Source organism: Chryseobacterium sp. JV558, from assembly GCF_033712365.1.
Classification (GTDB): Bacteria; Bacteroidota; Bacteroidia; order Flavobacteriales; family Weeksellaceae; genus Chryseobacterium.
On record NZ_WJHU01000001.1, the window covers coordinates 983,999 to 1,003,706 of the forward strand.

Below are 19,708 nucleotides of genomic sequence, written 5' to 3' on the forward strand. Positions count from 1 at the left end.
TAATTTAAAAATTGGAGAGCCTCGTAGAGGCGGCCTGTTAATTTATGGCAAATACCTACACTCAGATTTATATTCAAATTGTTTTCGCTGTAAAAGGAAGACAAAATCTGATTTCAAAAGAAAACAGAGAAGAATTACATCGGTTTATTACAGGTATTGTTTCCAATAGAAACCAAAAATTATTCGCAGTTTTTGCAATGCCAGACCATGTCCATATTCTTGTAAGTCTGAATCCGACACTATCAGTTTCAGATTTAGTAAGAGATATTAAAGCTGGTTCTTCAAAATTCATCAATGAAAAAGGATGGATAAATGGAAAATTCAATTGGCAAGAAGGGTACGGAGCTTTTTCTTATTCTAAAAGCAGTGTTGACTCTGTTGTAAAATATATTTTGAATCAGGAGGAACATCATAAAAAGAAAACTTTTAGAGAAGAATATCTGGATTTTATGTCAAAATTTGAGATAGAATATGATCCAAAATATTTATTTGAATGGGTTATTGATTAACAGGTCGCTCCTACGGAGCTCCACAAAGAAAGCATAAACAAATACTATGAACAGTTTACCTCTACGAGGTTAAAAATTCTTAAAACAATTTAATTAAACAAAAAAAATGAAAACAGCATATATAGTAAAAGGTTTCAGAACTGCCGTTGGAAAAGCTCCAAAAGGAAGTTTAAGATTTACAAGACCTGATGTCATGGCCGCTACCGTTATTGAAAAATTAATGGCTGAGCTACCACAATTAGATAAAAACAGAATTGATGACCTTATCGTAGGAAATGCAATGCCTGAGGCAGAGCAAGGATTAAACGTTGCCCGTTTGATCTCCTTAATGGGTTTAAATACAGATAAAGTTCCAGGAGTAACCGTAAACAGATACTGTGCTTCAGGGAGTGAGGCGATTGCGATTGCTTCTGCAAAAATTCAAGCTGGAATGGCAGACTGCATCATCGCGGGTGGTACAGAATCGATGTCATATATTCCGATGGGAGGTTACAAACCTGTTCCAGAAACGGATATCGCAAAAACTAACCCTGATTACTATTGGGGAATGGGTTACACGGCGGAAGAAGTTGCTAAGCAATATAATATTACAAGAGAAGAACAGGATCAGTTCGCTTTCGAATCTCATATGAAGGCTTTAAAAGCAAATCAGGAAGGAAAGTTTGCCAACCAGATTGTTTCGATTCCTGTAGAATATAACTTTCTGGATGAAAATCAGAAAATGCAGACTAAAAAGTTTGATTTTTCAGTAGATGAAGGCCCAAGAGCTGATACTTCTCTAGCTGGTTTAGCAAAATTAAGACCTGTATTCGCCAACGGAGGAAGTGTAACAGCCGGAAACTCTTCTCAAATGAGTGATGGAGCAGCTTTCGTAATGGTAATGAGTGAAGAAATGGTCAAAGAATTAGGATTGGAGCCCGAAGCAAGATTAGTTGCTTATGCTGCAGCCGGATTAGAGCCAAGAATCATGGGAATGGGACCTATCTATGCTATTCCAAAAGCTTTAAAACAAGCAGGTTTAGAATTAAAAGATATCGAGTTGATCGAACTTAATGAAGCTTTTGCTTCTCAATCTGTTGCTATCAAAAAAGAATTAGGGTTAAATCCTGATATCTTAAACGTAAACGGAGGAGCCATCGCCCTTGGACACCCACTGGGATGTACAGGAACGAAGCTAACCGTTCAACTTCTTGACGAAATGAGAAGACGAGGCAACAAGTACGGAATGGTTTCTATGTGTGTGGGAACCGGACAGGGAGCGGCTTCTATTTTTGAACTACTTTAATTAATTATAGATTTTAAATTATAAATTTTAGATGTAATGAGTTTCAAAGAAGACAATTTGATCCAAATAAAAACTTTTGATTTTGCCTTAAGAATAATTAAATTTTATACTGAATGTAAATCTCAAAGCGAGTTTATTTTATCAAAACAAATTCTTCGTTCTGGAACTTCCATTGGAGCAAATGTAGAAGAAGCTATAGCTGCTCAATCTAAAAAAGATTTTATCTCAAAGCTTTCTATTGCAAATAAAGAAGCTAGAGAAACAAAATATTGGCTGAAGCTTTATGATTCTTCAAATCTTGTTCAAATAGAGATCAATTCATATTTAAGAGACATTGAAATGATCATCAATATTTTGACTAAAATCATCAAAACATCATCTGAAAATTTATAATAACAAAATCTAATTTAAAATTTATAATCTAAAATTTAAAATAATAACAAATGAGCAATATACTTAAAGGCGGAGAATTCCTGATCAAACAAATTCCTGCAAACGAAATTTTCAGTCTTGAAGAACTGAGTGAAGAACAGAAAATGCTTCGTGATTCTGCGAAAGAATTTATAGACAGAGAAGTGATTCCACATCATGACCGTTTTGAGAAAAAAGACTATGAATTGACCGAAAAAACAATGCGTCAGTTAGGTGAAATGGGACTTTTGGGAATTACTGTTCCCGAAGAATATGGTGGTCTTGGAATGGGATTTGTGAGCACCATGTTGGCTTGCGATTATGTTTCAGGAGGAAATGGTTCATTAGCAACAGCTTATGGAGCACATACCGGAATCGGGACTCTTCCAACTCTTCTTTACGGAAGTGAAGAATTAAAAAAGAAATATCTTCCGGATTTAGCTACAGGAACAAAGTTTGGAGCATATTGCCTGACTGAACCGGATGCCGGATCTGATGCCAATTCAGGAAAGACAAGAGCAAAATTGTCTGATGATGGAAAACATTACATCATCAACGGACAAAAAATGTGGATTTCCAATGCTGGTTTTGCTGATACTTTCACTTTATTTGCTAAAATAGATGATGATAAAAATATTACAGGTTTTGTTATCAACCGTTCAGAATTAGAAGATCCAAACAGCTTAACTTTTGGTGAAGAAGAACATAAATTAGGAATTCGCTCCTCTTCAACTCGTCAGGTTTTCTTTAATGATATGAAAGTTCCTGTCGAAAATATGTTGGGTGAAAGAAACAATGGTTTCAAGATCGCTTTAAATGCATTAAATGTTGGTAGAATTAAATTAGCTGCTGCCAATCTTGACGGACAAAGAAGAATTTTAAACCATTCTATTCAGTATGCAAACGAAAGAAAACAGTTTGGAGTTTCCATTTCAACTTTTGGGGCCATCAGAAAGAAAATTGCTGAAATGTCAACCGGAGTTTTCGTAAGTGAAGCTGGTTCTTACCGTTTAGCAAAAAATGTAGAAGATAAAATTGCAGAATTGGTTGCCGGAGGAATGGATCACCAACAAGCTGAATTGAAAGGTGTTGAAGAGTTTGCAGTGGAAGCTTCTATCTTAAAAGTTTTTGTGTCTGATCTTACTCAAAATACAGCTGATGAAGGAATTCAGATTTATGGTGGAATGGGATTCTCAGAAGATACTCCAATGGAATCTGCATGGAGAGATGCAAGAATTGGAAGAATCTATGAAGGTACCAACGAAATCAACAGACTTTTGGCTGTAGGAATGCTTATCAAGAGAGCAATGAAGGGTGAATTGGACCTTTTATCTCCTGCAATGGCAATCAGCAAAGAATTGATGGGTATTCCTTCATTTGAAGTTCCTGATTATTCAGAATTTATGAGTGAGGAAAAAGCAATTATCGCAAATCTTAAGAAAGTATTCTTAATGGTTTCCGGAGCTGCTCTTCAGAAATATATGATGGATATTGAGAAACAACAGCATTTGCTATTGAATGCATCTGAAATCCTGAACCAGATCTACATGGCAGAATCTGCAGTTTTAAGAACTGAAAAACATTTCTCTGCTGATTCTGTGGAAGCTGCGATGGCTCAATTAAATCTTTACAAAGCTATCGACAAAATCATTTCTGCAGCAAAAGAAGGAATTGTTTCTTTCGCGGAAGGCGACGAACAGAGAATGATGCTTTCCGGATTAAGAAGATTCACAAAATATACTAATCAGCCGAATGTAGTGGCTTTAACTGAAAAAGTTGCAGCTCACTATATCGAGAAAGGAGCTTATTAGTCTTTAACAACATAAATTTGATTCAAAACGCCACATTTTGGGGCGTTTTTTTTTATATTTAAATGATAAAACTAAACATGAAATTAAAATTATATTTTATCATTACTATTTTACTACCCGTTATTGCTTTGTCACAGCGCAGACAGAATGATACTTTAGCCTGCAATGGTATTCTTGAAGATCATGTTTTAAACAAAATATTGAGTGCCTATCATTCCAAACCAGAGAAACCCAAAAAGGTATTTGTAGATCGCAGGATAGTCGTTTGTGGTACTGAAGTGATGCAGGAATTTGAAAAAAGCAGATGTAATGATGCCCGCATGATTTTGAAAAAATATCCTTTTCTGATCGATGAAATAAAGAACCTGGCCAATGATTATCCTGGTTATTTAAAGATGGATTTATTTTGGATGGACAGGAAAAGAGATGAAAGTGATGAAAGCTTGCAAATATATAGAGATACAGAGTTTAAAAAATGGAAATCGAAAGGAAATCATTCTTATTTCTCCATGGCCATTATTTCCGATAAAAAGGATGATCACCATGAAAATATACTGCTTACAATCTTATTTCCTAAAAAGATCATTACAAAAAGATATCAGTTATCATTAAAAGATGAATGGACATTTAAAAAACTTTAAATATCAATAATTTTTGCTAATTTTATTATAACTAAAAACCATAAAACGCAAAACATAGCATGAAGACATTATTTCCCCTACTCCTTTTATCTGCTTCTCTGATGGCACAAAAAAAGGACAACTTACTTCCTATTCCCAAAACAGATACCGTAAAAATTGTCAGCAAAGGGGAATTCCCCGGATACTTTGCGTTGAAATCGAATCAACCCCGGACAGCATTTTATAAGATGTTGATTAAGAAACCTAATGATACTATGATGTATCTGGCTTTGAAAGAACCTGCAAAGGATTATTCGCAATACAAAATTTTAAACGCTATCATACCTGACAAACTCCAGGTAAGTCCAAAAAAACTCATACCCTCTAAATAAAACAACACCAATTCAAAAAACAATAAACATGGGAAAATTTATTATCTCTAAAAGAACAAACGGAGACTTTCAGTTTAACCTCAAAGCCGGAAACGGACAGGTTATCTTAACCAGCCAGGGATACAGCACAAAGCCTTCCTGCGAAAACGGAATCGGATCTGTAAAGGCCAATGCGCAGGAAGATTCAAAATTTGAAAGAAATACAGCCAATGACGGCAGATGTTATTTCAATCTTAAGGCAGGAAATGGCCAGATCATAGGAACCAGCCAAATGTATGAATCTGATAACGGCATGGAAAACGGAATAGAATCTGTAAAAAACAATGCTCCACACGCTCACGTAGAGGATGAAGCCAGCCTTTAAAATGAATTGAAATAATCTTGATAAAAATGTCTTATTTTTTTAAGGCATTTTTTATTTTTGTACTCTATTTTTCATTAGAAATGACAAAAGAAGAATTACTGAATAGAGCAATTAAAATTGCAGACAAAGCCCATAAAGGACAAACCGATAAATACCATGCTCCATACATAGCTCATGTAATGCGTGTGATGAATTATGGTAAAACACTGGACGAAAAAATTGTTGGTGTACTACATGATGTAGTAGAAGACCATCCGGAAGAATTCAGTCTGGATTATTTAAGGTCTGAAGGGTTTCCTGAATATATTATTTTCGCCATCAGCTGCCTTACCAAGTTTGATCCGGAAGAAGAATACGATGATTTTATTAAAAGAACAGAAAGATCTCTTCTCTCTGTTGCTGTAAAACTAAATGACCTTCGTGACAATATGGATCTTAGAAGAGTCAACAGAGAACTTACGCCTAAAGATATTAAAAGATTCAACAAATATCTGAAAGCGTATCGCTATCTGATAGAGAAATATTAATAAAAAACACATGACTAATAACCTCCCTAAAATTTCATCAGCTTATCAATCCAAGCTGGTCTCTGCTATTGTATCTATTTCAGTTTTTTTCCTGATTTATCTGATACTTATACTCGCTTCACTCCTAATGATCTTCTTATTAGGATACGGAGCAATAAAGCTGTTAAGTATTTCTCTCAATTACTTTACAGTTTTTGGTGCAGCAGGATTGCTAAGTGTTGGAGTTTTTGTGTTTATATTTCTCGTTAAATTTATTTTCAAAAAGACACATTACAGTACCCGTCATCTGATAGAAGTCAACAGATCCCATCAGCCTGAGCTGTTTGCAATTATTGATGAAATTGTAGCTGAAACCAAAGTAAATACGCCGCAGAAAGTTTTTCTTTCACCCGATGTGAATGCCAGTGTAAGCTATAATTCTATTTTCTGGAGTATGTTTTTGCCGGTAAAGAAAAACCTGACGATAGGGGTTGGACTTATCAATTCAACCAGTGTGGGAGAATTAAGATCCATTTTAGCTCATGAGTTTGGACATTTCTCTCAGAAAAGCATGAAGGTAGGAGGCTATGTGAATCAGGCTGAAAAAATAATCTTTGAAACTGTTTACAATAATAAAGAGTATGAAAATTTCATATTGGAATTTTCGGGAGGCAATGCTGTTTTTAAAATTTTTGGTCTGATATCCGTCAGTTTCATCAATGCATTTCAATCTGTTCTTAAAAGTATATCAAATTTTCTTTTCAAAAACCATGCTTCTCTCCAAAGAGAAATGGAATATCATGCAGATGCTATTTCAACCTTTATTACCAATCCTGAAGAGCAGGCTTCATCGCTGTTAAGGCTGGAATTAAGTGATGCTGCTTTTAATTATTCTTTTAATTTTTATATTGAAAACCAGCAAAAATACCTTCCAAAGGATCTTTATAAGAACCAGATTTCTTTAATGAAAATCTTATGCGAAAGAAATAATCATCCTTATGTAAACGGACTTCCTAAAATAGATCCCGAAGATCTTACCCGGTATAATAAATCCAGAATAGAAATTGAAGACCAATGGACTTCACATCCGGATATTCTAAAAAGGATTGAAAGGATTAAAACAAACGAAACCAGGAATACAGCTGCAGACCACAGATATGCGAAAGAAATCATCAGTGGTTTTGATACTATCTGCGAAATCATGACGTCAAAATTCCTCACTTTACGCAGTGTAAAAAATGTAGGTGAAGTGATAGATGATGAAAGCTTTATACAGCTCTATCTGGACAATAGTACCTATAAAACTTTCAGTTCAGATTTTAACGGATATTACGAAAGGCATAATCCTATTGTAGAAAATATTGAATCTGTAATTTCAGGCTCCTCACCTCATCATACTTCTGAACTTTTCAGTGACAAGAAAGTATCTTTAGTCTACGAAAAATCCGGAATAGAGAGTGATATACAGACTCTGCAATACCTGGCTTCCTATCCGAAAGAAATAAAAACCTTCAGATTTGACGGCAGTCTGTACAAAGCAAAAGATGCCGGAAAACTTATTCCTGATCTTGAAAATGAACTGAAAAAAGTGCAGGAAGAACTTTTGGAAAATGACAAAGCGATCTTTCAACACTATTATCATATTTCTGATGAGGACCTTAAAAAAGACCTGCTCGTCAAGTATAAAAAACTGGCCGTCATAGACAGAGAATTTGATGATTTCCAGAAAAGTCTAAATGAATTTACAGTATATCTGCAGTTTATGGCAGTCACTTTACCTTTTGAAGAAATCCGTAAACATAGAGCCAAGCTGTTAAAAGCAGAAGAACCTTTTAAACAAAAGACCAGAGTACTTCTTGAAAACTCAGCTTATAAGGAAGCCTTAAGTGATGAAGACAAAAACCTTTTTCAGGAATTTGTAGATTCCGAATACATTTACTTCAACAAAGACAAATATCTTGAACATGAGGTAAGTGCTGTATCCCTGCTGATTGAAAAATACCGGGCATTACTCAACGATCATTATCTTAATTCTAAGCTGGATTTATTAAATTTTCAGTCAGGTTTAAATAAGAATTAATCCGCCCCCGGGAAATCATAGGTTTTTGTGTGATGATTTGTTCCATCAATGTTGATGTTTAACGCAAGGTAAACAAAATGTAAATTTTTATTCCCTTTTGCTTCAAATTCACGCTGCCAAAGATATCCGCTTACGATCCCAAAGTAATCATCAATCTGATAGCCGAAACCACCATAGACTCTGTTTCTGGCAAAACTAGGCTTCATCGGGCTTACAAAGAAGATTTCGTCATATGCATTAGCGAAGACAGTTCCTTTCTTAATGGTTTTGGAATTTAAAGGCACACTTACATTCAGACGGTATCTGTAACGCATTCTCTGGGAAGTAAGATCTGTTTTAGGCTCATAGAACCAGCTTTTTTCAACACGAAAACGGTTTTCAAACTTCACGATGCCTTTTTTAATATCAATGACATCCTGAAGCCATACTCTAAACTCCTCTCTGCTTAAGCTGTGCTCTTTATAGTTAACATATCTTCCCAATCCCACAAAAGGCTTGTGATTCTGGGTAAGATTGTATCCTAAGCCCCCTTTTATCTCATAATAATCAGGGTAAGTGTACTCTTCATTACCACGCATCTGCCCTTCTGCATAAAGGAAAAATTTCGGATGAAACTTATAGGTCAGAGTCACTGCATTGAAGCTGGAAATATGTTCCTGTGCTTTAAAAAAAGAAATTCCAAGTAGTAAACCTAAGCCTATAAGACGTTTCATAAAAAATTTTTGCAAATGTATATTTTTTAACAATTTATTAATATTAACTTTCATTAATATTAAATTAACACCTACTTAATATTAATTGTGTAAGAAAACCCAATGTGGAACCACCTTTGTGGCATTGCTACCCCAAATGCTTCCGTGTAGTTTGTATTCGTAATATTGTTAATCAAAACATAGACTGAGTAGTCTTTTTTAGTAAAACTCAGCTTCTCATCAAGAAGATTGTAAGTTCCCAGATTTACTCTTTCATTGTAACGGTAAACAAGCTCGTTGGTAAAGTTTTTCAGGAATTTCACCTCTAATTTGGAAACCAGCTGATGCTTCAGATTATCCAGAATATATCTTGAAACCAAGCCAGTTTTTTCTTCATATTTACTGTCGATATAAGTATATCCAACCGTATATTTCAGCCAGTCTAAAGGCCTATGGCTCCACTCTGCTTCAATCCCTTTGGTTTTGATATCTCCTACATTTTCTGCAAACCAGACTTTGTCTTTAAGGTCATTTTTAACCCAGTCAATAGAATTGCTGGAGTTCCTTAAAAACCCGCTTATTTTAGCTAAAATTTTGTTATTCTGATATTGATATCCTACCTCGGATGAAAGCGCATTTTCAGGCCTTAAATCTGGATTTCCCTGTTCCGTTTTACTTATATAAAAAAGTTCGGTAAAGGTTGGTATACGGTGTACTTTTGCAATATTTCCGTAGATTTTACTATTGGGATTAAAGTTATAACCGACATCCAAACCAGGATAAAAGAAATTTCCTTCTTTAGAGTAGTTGGCCCATGAAATTCCCGGGCTGATGTTCAGTTTTTTATCCAGTAATGAAAAATGATGCTCAAAGAAAACCTGAGATACAAAACGGTTTCTGTTACCCAGATTACTGCTCACCAAAAATTCTTTTCTCAATTCTACCCCAATTCCGGTTGTTCCCAATCCCCATTGGTAGCTGGAATTTACTTCGCCGCCTACATTATTTCCAATGTGCATGTTTCTGTAAAAATCAGGATCCCATCTGTTATAAAGATACATATCCTGTCCTCTTCTCCAATATGCATTTGAATTCAGTTTCAGTTTCCCAAACGTCTGCTGATGAGCTACACTTACAATAGATGCCTGTGTCTCTTCATACTGTTTTGTTGCAGCACTGGAAGCATAAAAACCATTGGCTCCGAATTTCTTTTCCGAAAAACCTGCCTGAACCTTTACGTCCCCGTTTTTAATGTTCAGTTTTCCCTGATAAAAGACATTTCTGATCTCATAATCAGTATTGAACATATACCCTTCTGAAGAGGAAGAGTTGGCTTGAAGGGAATTGGTGAATTTTTCATTTCCTATCTGCGCATTGAATCCAAGCCCGTAAGTACTGTAGTCTCCTCCATCTGCACTGATTTTCACTTTCTTTCCGGGAACCGTTTTAGTAATGATATTGATCACACCTGCATAAGCATTCTGCCCAAAACGTCTGGCAGCTGGCCCTTTTATGATTTCTATTCTTTCTACGTCATCCAGATCAACGGGAATATTCATATTGTTATGTCCGGTCTGGGAGTCATTCATCCTGATTCCGTTCAGAAGCAGAAGAACCTGCTCAAAAGAACTTCCCCGGAAACCGATATCACTCTGCACCCCATTAGCACCTCTCCTTCTGATATCCATTCCTGGTACCTGCTGAAGAATCTCGTCTATACTTTTAGCTGGAGAATTTACAATATCTTCTCTGCTGATAATGCTGATATTCTGGTTGGCACTTTTATAAGGTGTAGAGATAAATTTCCCCTGAAATTCAATGCTTTCAATATCTGTTGTCTTCTCCTGTGCATTTATCCAAAGTAAAGATCCCAGAAAAAAAGCACTTCCTATCTTTTTGATCATAATCGTTTCCGTAGTTTTTCTTTTATAACAGATTCCAAAAGTAAGGGAGTTCACCAAGACAGGCAAATGATAGTTGTCATAAAAAAAGATGCAGCGTAATGCTGCATCTGTGTGTGAGGGAGTAATTCTATCTTTTCTTCATTAAATGTGTAACCAGATCTCTGAATAATTTTCTCATATCTATATTACATATTTACAGGTACAATTTTAAATAATTTTAAAATACAAAACAATAGTTTCATGAAAAAATTTAACATAATTTCTAAAACTATATAAAGTACAGTAAAATAAACAATAAATGAAGAATAAATCACAAAACCCACTTGATTTTATCATTTTCCGATGATTATTTTCCAATTTTAATTGTGTGATTTACCATTTATAATAATAATTTTTAACAATAATATATGCATAAAATTTTCACTAAAAATTCGTAATTTTGTGGGTCTTAATTTTATAATGAAATTATTCTTTTTCAACTGTATTTTTTTAATGCATTCTTTTAAAAAATGAGGCTAAAAAGATCAGACAGATTCAAGAATAGAGGAAAAATTCAATTGATGACAGCCTTGGAATATTCTGTGGCAAAACACCATTATACTGGCAGCCTTAATGCTGTACAGTCACTTTTATGAATAAACAAAATATGGCTAATACAACAGAAATAGACATAAAAAAACAGATTTTCGTTAAGAATGCACATCTTAACAATCTGAAACATATAGATGTTCTGATCCCGAAGAATAAACTGATTGTGATTACAGGAGTTTCAGGAAGCGGTAAGTCATCTTTAGCCTTTGATACCATTTATGCTGAAGGGCAGAGAAGGTATGTTGAAAGTTTAAGTTCTTATGCACGTCAGTTTTTGGGGAAATTAGAAAAGCCAAAAGTAGATGATATCAAAGGACTTGCGCCGTCTATTGCGATCCAGCAGAAAGTAATTTCTTCCAATCCGCGTTCTACGGTAGGAACCTCTACGGAGATCTACGATTATATGAAACTTCTTTTTGCCAGAATCGGGAAAACATTTTCTCCTGTTTCGGGAGAAGAAGTGAAAAAAGACTCGGTTTCTGATGTGGTAGATTTTATCAAAGCATCCAAAAAAGATACTTCTTTCTTATTGACAGCTCCTTTAGAATATGATGCTGACAATTTTAAAGAAACCCTGAATATTTTAAAACTGGCAGGTTTCACAAGACTTGAAATCAACGGAAACTTAGCAGGAATCGAGGATCTGGAAAGCTTTGGATTTGTTCCTGAAAAAGGAATGACGATCAATCTTGTCATTGACCGTTTCTCCTATGAAGAAGATGAAAGCTTTTTGCAAAGGCTTGCGGACTCTATCCAGATGGCGTTTTATGAAGGACGCGGCTATTGCTCGTTAAAAAATACAGATACTGAAAAAGTAAAAGAATTCTCCAATAAGTTTGAACTGGACGGAATGGAATTTCTTGAACCGAATGTTCATTTTTTCAGCTTCAATAATCCATACGGTGCATGCCCTGCATGTGAAGGATATGGAAAAGTAATCGGAATAGACGAAGATCTTGTAGTTCCCAATAAAACATTATCCATCTACGAAGATGCCGTTGTCAGCTGGAGAGGTGAAACCATGAGTGAATGGAAAAAAGACTTCATCAAAAAAGCAGGTGACTTCCCTATTCATAAACCTTATCACCAATTAACAAAAGAACAGAAAAATTTCCTTTGGAAAGGTGATGGAAAAAGCAGTTTCCCATCCATCAATAATTTCTTCAAAATGCTTGAAGAAAACTTATATAAAATCCAGTACAGGGTAATGCTTTCACGCTACAGAGGAAAAACCCTCTGTCCTACGTGTGAAGGATTGAGACTGCGTGAAGAAACAAGTTGGGTAAAAGTAGACGGACATAATATCCAGTCGATGATAGAACTTCCTTTGGATGAACTGGCTCCGGTAATCAATGGATTAAAGCTTTCAGATCATGACAAAGAGGTTGCTAAAAGACTGATCTATGAAATCACCACCCGCCTGGAATTTTTATTAAAGGTAGGGTTAGGTTATTTAACACTAAACAGAACTTCCAATACCCTTTCAGGAGGAGAAAGTCAGAGAATCAACTTAGCAACAAGCTTAGGGAGTTCTTTGGTAGGATCTATTTATATCCTGGATGAACCTTCTATCGGCCTTCACTCTAAAGACACGGAAAACCTGATTGAAGTATTGAAAAATCTTCGTGACCTTGGAAACACCGTAATTGTGGTAGAACACGATGAAGACGTAATGAGAGCTGCGGATTATATTATTGATATTGGTCCGGAAGCAGGTTATCTTGGTGGTGAGCTGGTATTTGCTGGAGATTATAAAGATCTGAAAAAAGCCAATACCCTTACTTCGGAATATCTTACCGGAAGACTGGAAATTGAAGTTCCGAAGAAACGAAGAAAAGGAAAAGAATGGATTCATATTAAAGGAGCCCGTCAGAACAACCTTAAAAATATAGATGTAGATGTTCCTCTGGAAAGTCTGGTTGTTATTTCCGGGGTTTCAGGAAGTGGAAAATCTACTTTGATGAAAGAAATCCTTACGAATGACATTCAGATCCAGCTTGGAATGGGTGGTAAAAAAGGAGACTATGATTCTGTAGAATTCCCGAAAAAACTGATCAAAAACATTGAACTTATTGATCAGAATCCGATTGGAAAATCATCCCGTTCAAACCCTGTAACCTATCTGAAAGCTTATGATGACATCCGTGATCTTTTTGCCAAGCAGAAAATAGCGAAAATGATGGGTTATAAGCCTAAACACTTCTCTTTCAACGTAGATGGAGGAAGATGTGATGAATGTAAAGGAGAAGGAGTGATCAGCGTTTCTATGCAGTTCATGGCAGACATCGAGCTTGAATGTGAGGTTTGTAAAGGAACACGATTCAAAAACGAAATCCTTGAAGTAAAATTTGATGAGAAAAACATCTCGGATATCCTTCACATGACGGTAAATGAAGCACTGGACTTCTTTAAAGATAATAATGAAGAAAAGATCGTAACAAAACTGAGACCTCTTCAGGAAGTTGGGTTAGGATATCTGCAGCTGGGACAAAGCTCTTCTACCCTTTCCGGTGGTGAGGCACAGCGTGTAAAACTGGCTTCATTCCTCGTAAAAGGGGTAACGACAGATAAAACCTTATTTATCTTTGATGAGCCTTCCACAGGATTGCACTTCCATGATATTCAGAAGCTGTTGAAATCATTGCAGGCATTGATTGACCTTGGGCATTCCGTGATTGTTATTGAACATCAGCCTGATATCATCAAATGTGCCGATTATATTATTGATATTGGTCCGGAAGCAGGAAAACACGGTGGTGAAGTTGTATTTGCAGGAACTCCTGAAGATCTGACAAAAAATAAAAAGTCTTACACCGCAAAATACATCAAGGAAAAACTTGAACAATAAAATGAAAAGCGACTGTTTTAGAAACAGTCGCTTTTTTTATGCTGATTTAAATAATAACGGGCTGCATTTTAACACCTGTTTTAAAATAGATTCTTTACCTTTATATATCATTTCAAAATTATTTTTATGCCTTGGAATCCGGAATTATACGATCAATACAAAGATGTACGCTACAAACCCTTCTACGATTTATCAGCATTAATCAAACCTGAAAACGATATAAAAGCCATTGACTTAGGTTGTGGTACCGGAGAACAAACCTCCATTTTAGCCGAAAAACTGACAGGTTCTACATTTTTAGGAATTGATTCTTCAGCAGAAATGCTTGAAAAATCAAAAAAATTTGAAAAAGACAGTTTACACTTTAAGCTTCAGAGCATTGAAGAAACAGTACAGTCTGATCAAAAGTGGGATCTTGTTTTCAGTAATGCGGCTTTACAATGGGCAGATGATCACGAAAATTTATTTCCTAAAATCATTGGATTGCTATCACCTGCAGGACAGCTCGCTATTCAGATGCCTGTTCAGAAAGAAAATGTTCTCAATCAAATTCTTACGGAAATGGCAGACGAAGAACCTTATGTATCACAGTTAAATCATTTCAACCGTGATTCGCCGGTGCTTTCCATGGATGATTATGCTCAGATTCTCTTTGATAACGGAATTCAGGATATAGAAATTTTCCAGAAGGTTTATCCTATTATTGCAGATGATCATGAGGCTTTATATGAATTTATTTCAGGAACAGCCTTATTGCCTTATCTGGAACGTCTGGAAGGAAGTCAAAAAGAAGATTTCATTACTGAATTTAAATCACGTATCACACAAAGGTTTACAAAATATCCTGCTATTTATGCCTTTAAGCGGATATTGATGTATGGCCGTAAAAAATAAAAGAAATTAAAACAGAAATAGCTGTCTTTGAAATGTCATTCTGAACGAAATGAAATGTAGTGAAGAATCTCATATATTGGTTATCAATGAGATTCTTCCTTCGTCAGAAATCGAAGATTTGACGTAGTCAATGACAAAGCTCAAACTATTTGAATTCTGAGACAACTGCTTCTGTTTATCAATTAAAATATTACTCTTTCAGATTATACAAAAACGGACTCTTTCTGATGTACTCAAAATTGTTAATCTGAGAAACCAGAAACTCAGCCAGATCTTTGGCACTGATGCTTTCCCCTTTACAATCTGTAAGACTAGTTTCCGCTGCAAAACTTTCTTCTGTAAGATGAATGAGTGGCAATCTTACAAAAGTCCAGTCCAGATTACTTTCTATAAGAAGTTCATACTCTTTTTGTTTATCAGCCGTTGTTTCAGGATAGTTCTGATACATCCAGTCTGTAGCCATTTTTACCCTTTCATTTTTTTGATCCAATAAGGCATTCACACTCAAACCTGTGGTTGCGATATAACGACTGATCCCATGATGATTCATCGCCCTGATGATATTTTTCGCTGCATCACTGAATATAGATCTCTCTCCTTTTGGCTGCCCCAGAGTGCTCATTACAATATCAGTCCCTTCAATTAATGAACGGACAGCTGCTTCATCTCTTACATCTCCTTTTACCACTTCAATTAAGGAATTTTGAATGGTAAAATTTTCAGGATGTCTTACTAAAAGTTTAAGAGAATATCCCTTTTCCAATAGGTTTTGCACCAAATATTGACCGGATTTTCCCGTTCCGCCGATAACGGCAATTTTATAGGTATTCATAATGATTTTTCTTTATATTAAATATCAATAATCAGCAGCAAATTAACCGCTAATGACTGTTGATACTACAAATGACGTATTGCCTTTGCTTTTTAGATATGATATGATATAATAAAAGTATTGGGTTCAGAAATTGAACCTAAGATTTTCAGGTTTCCTAATGATTCCTGAATCAGTAATATGTATTACGAGATTTTAATGAATTAAAGTTACATTTTTTTCATCATTAAAAAATCAAAAATTTTATGATTTTGACAACACTTATTAAAAGAGAAAGTTTATAACTTTGATAACATTCTTATTATCAACACCTTTCAAGATAATCACTTTACACCAATATAATATATTAATATGGAACCATTTACTGTTAACATCCCCGAATCGGTGATAGCCGACCTGAAAAACCGTATCCAAAACACCCGATGGCCTGAAGAACCCGAAGGCTCTGGCTGGAGCTACGGCACCAACGAAACTTATCTGAAAGAGCTTACCAACTATTGGATAAATGATTACAACTGGAAAATGCATGAACAGCAATTAAATCAACATCCCCAGTACACAACCCACATAGACGGAATTCTGATTCATTTTCAATACATCAGAGGAAAAGGTTCCAACCCAAAACCTTTGATTCTTACCCATGGCTGGCCGGACAGTTATTACCGTTTTCATAAAATTATTCCTTTGCTTACCGAAGGCGAACAGAGTTTTGATCTGATTATCCCTTCTATTCCCGGATTTGGCTTTTCTGATAAAAAGGCGGTCAGCAGTGAAAGAGTCGCCGATCTTTGGAAAAAACTGATGACTGAAGTGCTTGGATATGAAAAATTCTGTGCTGCCGGAGGTGATATAGGGATGGCAGTTGTAAAAGCATTAATTTCAAAATATCCTGATGTCATGGAAGCGGTTCATCTTACAGACGTTGGATATCCAACCGGACAGGAAGATCCGGCAACAATGAGTGAAGATGAAAAACAATTTGCACAGTTTGTACAGCACTGGTGGTATAGTGAAGGAGCTTACGCAATGGTACAGTCTACCAAACCCCAATCTCTTGCTTATGGACTGAACGACTCTCCTGTCGGGCTTGCAGGCTGGATCATAAGCTTCATAAACGCAGGAGCGCCATCAGAATTAGTCGAAACTGCGTTTGGAGGAAGAGATGAGATGCTTACCAATATTATGATTTACTGGGTAACTCAAACAATAGGATCTTCTGCGAGAATGTACAAAGAAGATGCTGCGGCTTTATGGAGCGGAACTCACGTTCATCAAAAGAGTAATGTTCCGGCCGGAGTACTCGTATTTCCCCGTGAAGCTCAGTTCCCGAAAGAATGGGCAGAACGTTTCGTGAATGTAACCAGCTTTAAAAAGATGAATGAAGGAGGGCATTTTGCCGCATTGGAATTACCTCATATATTTGCAGATGAACTAAGATCATTCTTTTATTCTGTCAAATAAAACCATCCATGAAATACTTCTTTACTGCCCTTTTTATTATTCCTCTTTTTATAACCAGCTGTGCTGTACAAAATAAAAATACTGAAAGTCATGATTATGAAGTAAAACTGGATACTTTAACCTTTTTTGATCAAAGCAGAAACCGTAAAATTCCTGTTGCCTTTTATCATCCAAAAACTGATAAAAAGATTCCCAACCAGCAGATTGTTATCTTCAATCATGGGTATGGTCTCAATAAAGGCGGCGATTATTTTGTATATTCTTATTTAACAGAAAAACTGGCTTCAAAAGGCTATTTTACGGTAAGCATTCAACATGAGCTTACTACGGACAGCTTGTTGCCGACAGATGGCAATTTACAGATGGTAAGAAGACCTTTCTGGCAAAATGGTTCGGATAATATTCTGTTTGTACTTAATGAACTTAAAAAGACAAAACCGGAACTGGATTATAAACATCTGACATTAATAGGACACTCCAATGGCGGTGATATGGCAGCGTTATTTGGTAATCAACATCCTAATCTGGTATATAAACTGATCACAATGGACAACCGGAGAATGTTTCTGCCAAGAACTTCTGTTCCTAAGATTTATACTTTACGTTCTAACGATTATCCGGCTGATGAAGGTGTACTTCCTAATGAAGCAGTACAAAAAAAGTATTCTATAACAGTACAAACAACCTCTATCAATCATGGTCATATGGACAATAAAGGCAGTGATGAAGAGAAAAAAATCTTAAATGATTTTGTTTTACAATACCTTTCTGAACAGTAATTGTAAGAAATCATGTGTAAAGTCTAAAATTTGTTAATCCTTCTAAACCATTACTAAAATTTGTTAACAGAACATAAATTTGCTGACAAGTTCTTTATTTTAGCCAAAATTAATAACTATGAAAAAATTGACCTACACCATGATAGCAGCCTTTCTGTTCTGCTCAGTGGAAGCTCAAATACAAAATCCAAGTTTTGAAAACATGACAGATGGAGTACCCAATCACTGGAATATTAAAAAAGCAGATTCATACGAAGGAAAGCTAGATTATTCACAGTATTTTGGAGGAAAAGCCTCGATGCAGCTTATTGGAAAGTCTGATGATACCAAAAACTTTCAATCTTTTTCCCAAAAAGTTCCTCTTGACATTCAGCAATTAGAGAAAATAGAAATAAGTGCATATGTAAAATCTGAAAACACCAATGGAATAATCAATCTATGGACTCAGGTAAAAGATGAAAATGGCCAGATGATTGACTTTGGAAATTCAGATTCACAGCAAAAGTCTATTGCTGTGAATAAAGACTGGACAAAGTATTCTTTAATTTTCACTGTTGATAAAAATGTAAAAAGCCTGCTTCTTGGAGGGGTGTTTACAGGGAACGGAACAGTGTGGTTTGATCATTTTGAACTCAATAAAATTGCATTTTCAAAAGAAGAGCCTTCAAAAGTTTCTGCAAAATACATTCAGGAGTTTAAAGATATTGTAAAAAAGAATTCTATTTTTTCAGATAAATTAGACTGGAAGAATATTGATACAAATCTGAATTATCTTTCAAAAGGAATGAAAACCATTGATGATACAGATGCCGCTTTAAATTATATCATCAAAAACCTGAGAGAGGCTGGTGATAATCATTCTTTTATTGATAGCAAAGAACGTACAGCAAAACAAAAAATTGCCAATACTAATGATGCAAAACCAGATTCCAGACTGATTGATCAGAACATCGGGTATGTTTCAGTTCCGGGTTTTGCGTCTTTAAATACAGAAGTTGGGGATGTATTTGCCCTGCAAATCCATGATATGATTAAAAAACTGGATTCTGAAAATACAATTAAAGGCTGGATTGTAGATCTGAGAACCAATACCGGAGGAAATATGCATCCTATGATCAGTGGACTTGGCAGTCTGATTGGTGAAGGAACACTGGGATATTTTGTTTACAATAGTAAAAAGACCCCATGGATCTATAAAAACAGAAAATTTGGACCGCATAAAATTAAGGATTCTTATGAGCTTAAAAGCGGCCAGTCAAAAATAGCAGTACTGATCGGCCCGAATACTGCTAGCTCAGGAGAAGCCACCACCATCGCCTTTATTGGGAAGGGTAATGTAAAATTATTTGGAAAGCCATCTGCAGGATATACTTCAGCTAACATTCCATATCAGTTAAGTGATGGAAAAAGCCTTGCCCTGGCTGTTTCTTATGAAATGGACCGCAACGGAAAAGTCTATAATGGAAAGATAGATCCGGACATTCCTGTAGAACCTAAAGAAGGACAGGATACGGATATTGAAACGGCAAAAGGCTGGATTTTAAACTAACGCACAAGTTATCCACAATTTTTTGTGGATAACTTGTGAATTTTAACATTAAATTCATATTTCGTATTAAAATTATGACTACATTTACTATGTAATAATAATCGAAGTGGAAACTTTATTTGCTTTTCTTACTACTATTGAAATTGCAATTAAATTTGAAATAAAAATTTAAGCACAGCA

Annotated in this window: 17 protein-coding genes; 14 read left to right on the plus strand and 3 right to left on the minus strand. The window is 35.5% G+C overall.

The window, feature by feature from the left end; translation table 11 throughout:
* Window positions 1-44 precede the first annotated feature (44 nt).
* The 9 genes from tnpA to GFU89_RS04605 all read left to right on the plus strand — a co-directional run bounded on the left by tnpA (window position 45) and on the right by GFU89_RS04605 (window position 7,978).
* Window positions 45-509: an IS200/IS605 family transposase gene (gene tnpA / locus GFU89_RS04565; protein WP_318846023.1), complete on the plus strand. Its 465-nt coding sequence runs from the start codon at window positions 45-47 to the stop codon at window positions 507-509.
* A 106-nt stretch (window positions 510-615) separates the two neighbouring features.
* A complete protein-coding gene (locus GFU89_RS04570) occupies window positions 616-1,794 on the plus strand; it encodes an acetyl-CoA C-acyltransferase (protein WP_318846024.1) in 1,179 nt (392 codons plus the stop codon).
* 36 nt (window positions 1,795-1,830) lie between these two features.
* On the plus strand, window positions 1,831-2,187 hold the full coding sequence (locus tag GFU89_RS04575) for a four helix bundle protein (RefSeq protein WP_318846025.1): 357 nt from the start codon (window positions 1,831-1,833) through the stop codon (window positions 2,185-2,187).
* Between the two features lie 50 nt (window positions 2,188-2,237).
* Complete coding sequence (locus GFU89_RS04580) at window positions 2,238-4,016, plus strand: acyl-CoA dehydrogenase family protein (RefSeq protein WP_318846026.1); 1,779 nt, start codon at window positions 2,238-2,240, stop codon at window positions 4,014-4,016.
* 77 nt (window positions 4,017-4,093) lie between these two features.
* Entirely contained in the window at window positions 4,094-4,657 is a 564-nt protein-coding gene (locus GFU89_RS04585; RefSeq protein WP_318846027.1) for a hypothetical protein, read from the plus strand.
* Window positions 4,658-4,716: 59 nt separating this feature from the next.
* On the plus strand, window positions 4,717-5,028 hold the full coding sequence (locus GFU89_RS04590) for a hypothetical protein (RefSeq protein WP_318846028.1): 312 nt from the start codon (window positions 4,717-4,719) through the stop codon (window positions 5,026-5,028).
* 28 nt (window positions 5,029-5,056) lie between these two features.
* Entirely contained in the window at window positions 5,057-5,392 is a 336-nt protein-coding gene (locus tag GFU89_RS04595) for a YegP family protein (RefSeq protein WP_318846029.1), read from the plus strand.
* An 80-nt stretch (window positions 5,393-5,472) separates the two neighbouring features.
* On the plus strand, window positions 5,473-5,919 hold the full coding sequence (locus GFU89_RS04600) for a phosphohydrolase (protein ID WP_223598781.1): 447 nt from the start codon (window positions 5,473-5,475) through the stop codon (window positions 5,917-5,919).
* 10 nt (window positions 5,920-5,929) lie between these two features.
* The gene (locus GFU89_RS04605; RefSeq protein ID WP_318846030.1) at window positions 5,930-7,978 is read left to right on the plus strand and encodes a M48 family metallopeptidase; all 2,049 of its coding nucleotides are present in this window, start codon (window positions 5,930-5,932) and stop codon (window positions 7,976-7,978) included.
* On the opposite strand, the gene GFU89_RS04610 is transcribed toward GFU89_RS04605, so the two are convergent.
* Both GFU89_RS04610 and GFU89_RS04615 read right to left on the minus strand, forming a co-directional pair.
* Window positions 7,975-8,691, minus strand: a complete 717-nt coding sequence (locus GFU89_RS04610) for a DUF2490 domain-containing protein (RefSeq protein ID WP_318846031.1) — start codon at window positions 8,689-8,691, stop codon at window positions 7,975-7,977. The two genes, GFU89_RS04605 and GFU89_RS04610, sit on opposite strands and share 4 nt — an antisense overlap.
* A gap of 71 nt (window positions 8,692-8,762) precedes the next feature.
* Entirely contained in the window at window positions 8,763-10,574 is a 1,812-nt protein-coding gene (locus GFU89_RS04615; protein ID WP_318846032.1) for a TonB-dependent receptor plug domain-containing protein, read from the minus strand.
* Between the two features lie 646 nt (window positions 10,575-11,220).
* On the opposite strand from GFU89_RS04615, the gene uvrA reads away from it, so the two are divergent.
* Both uvrA and GFU89_RS04625 read left to right on the plus strand, forming a co-directional pair.
* A complete protein-coding gene (gene uvrA / locus GFU89_RS04620; RefSeq protein ID WP_318846033.1) occupies window positions 11,221-14,013 on the plus strand; it encodes an excinuclease ABC subunit UvrA in 2,793 nt (930 codons plus the stop codon).
* Between the two features lie 126 nt (window positions 14,014-14,139).
* Window positions 14,140-14,907: a methyltransferase domain-containing protein gene (locus GFU89_RS04625; RefSeq protein ID WP_318846034.1), complete on the plus strand. Its 768-nt coding sequence runs from the start codon at window positions 14,140-14,142 to the stop codon at window positions 14,905-14,907.
* A gap of 190 nt (window positions 14,908-15,097) precedes the next feature.
* On the opposite strand, the gene GFU89_RS04630 is transcribed toward GFU89_RS04625, so the two are convergent.
* Window positions 15,098-15,739 carry an NAD(P)-dependent oxidoreductase gene (locus GFU89_RS04630; RefSeq protein WP_318846035.1) on the minus strand — a complete coding sequence of 214 codons (642 nt, stop codon included), beginning with the start codon at window positions 15,737-15,739 and terminating at the stop codon, window positions 15,098-15,100.
* A 351-nt stretch (window positions 15,740-16,090) separates the two neighbouring features.
* On the opposite strand from GFU89_RS04630, the gene GFU89_RS04635 reads away from it, so the two are divergent.
* From GFU89_RS04635 to GFU89_RS04645, 3 genes are all read left to right on the plus strand, one after another.
* On the plus strand, window positions 16,091-17,200 hold the full coding sequence (locus GFU89_RS04635) for an epoxide hydrolase (RefSeq protein WP_318846036.1): 1,110 nt from the start codon (window positions 16,091-16,093) through the stop codon (window positions 17,198-17,200).
* An 8-nt stretch (window positions 17,201-17,208) separates the two neighbouring features.
* On the plus strand, window positions 17,209-17,979 hold the full coding sequence (locus tag GFU89_RS04640) for an alpha/beta hydrolase (protein ID WP_318846037.1): 771 nt from the start codon (window positions 17,209-17,211) through the stop codon (window positions 17,977-17,979).
* Between the two features lie 118 nt (window positions 17,980-18,097).
* On the plus strand, window positions 18,098-19,528 hold the full coding sequence (locus tag GFU89_RS04645; RefSeq protein ID WP_318846038.1) for a S41 family peptidase: 1,431 nt from the start codon (window positions 18,098-18,100) through the stop codon (window positions 19,526-19,528).
* The last annotated feature ends 180 nt before the right edge of the window (window positions 19,529-19,708 follow it).